The sequence below is a fragment of the Microcystis sp. M53603_WE2 genome (assembly GCF_030065435.1).
The window spans coordinates 1-1,304 of record NZ_JASJFF010000611.1; the positions used below are offsets into that span (position 1 = coordinate 1).

Here is a 1,304-nt window from a genome sequence, read left to right on the forward strand (position 1 = left end):
CTCTTGGTACCCAATTGCGGACGAAATTCAAGCCCAAAATCGAAGATTACAAAATCTATCGGATTTACCCCAGTGGTGAAGTGCAGTATCTCCACCCTGCTGATGGTGTCTTCCCCGAAAAAGTTAACGCCGGTCGTGAATTTTTCGGCAAAAAAGACCGCAATATCGGCAAAAACCCCGAACCAGCGACAATTAAGTTCTCTGGTGTCACTCCCTACGAAGCATAAATAATCCCTAAAATCGAGAGTGGGGAGTTAGATTTAGAAGCTATTTAGCCCCAAGATTTAACTTCTGACTCTCGATTTCTGTTACTTCCCACTTCCCACTTCCCATTTCCCACTCCTTCATAACTCCTAATTCCTAATTCCTAATTCCTTCTTCCCACTCTCCTATACCTTTTAAACAGGATTTAGTATCAGTTTTCTCCCCTACAAGTGTTGTGCTATCCGTTTCCTGAACCATCAAAATATGATCTTCCCCGACTTCGATCGCTTTCGTCAACTCGCTGGTCAAGGTAACTTTATTCCTGTCTATCAAGAATGGGTCGCTGACCTAGAAACACCCGTTTCGGCCTGGTATAAAGTTTGTGCCGATCAAGCCTACAATTTTTTATTAGAGTCGGTGGAAGGGGGCGAAACCTTGGGACGCTACAGCTTTTTAGGAGGCGATCCCGTCTGGGTATTAGAAGCACGGGGAAACACCACCACCCAAACTTTTCGTAATGGTTCTCAAGAGATTTTTTCGGGGGATCCTTTTGAGATTTTAACCCAATGTTTAGCACCGATTGTGCCGGTTAAATTGCCGCAATTACCCGCGGGAATAGGGGGTTTATTTGGTTTTTGGGGTTATGAATTAATTAATTGGATTGAACCGCGAGTGCCTATTTATGCCGCTACGGATGCCGATCTACCAGATGGTATTTGGATGCAGGTGGATAATCTGATTATTTTCGATCAAGTTAAACGGAAAATCTGGGCGATCGCTTATGCCGATATCCGGGGTAAAAATCCCGATTTAGCGGCCGCTTATCAAGCGGCCTGCGATCGAGTGACACAGTTAGTTCTGAAGTTACGATTACCCCTACCAACTAATGCCAAAACCTTGGAATTATTACCCGTTGGTCAGGGAAAAGAATTAGTCTATGAAAGCAATACAACTCAGGAAAAATTCTGTCAAAATGTCTTGAAAGCGAAGGATTACATCAAAGCGGGGGATATTTTTCAGGTGGTTATTTCCCAGCGTTTAAATGCTAATTATCAGGGTCATCCCTTCGATTTATATCGTTCCTTGCGTCTGATTAATCC

At 43.6% G+C, this 1,304-nt stretch carries 2 protein-coding genes; both read left to right on the plus strand.

Annotation, left to right across the window (positions count from 1 at the left end; genetic code table 11):
- Positions 1–227 (plus strand): photosystem I reaction center subunit II (gene psaD / locus PX481_RS12990; RefSeq protein WP_288094699.1); only part of this gene is annotated, 227 nt, incomplete at its 5' end.
- 241 nt (positions 228–468) lie between these two features.
- A partial coding sequence (locus tag PX481_RS12995) for a chorismate-binding protein (RefSeq protein WP_288094700.1) occupies positions 469–1,304 on the plus strand: 836 nt, incomplete at its 3' end.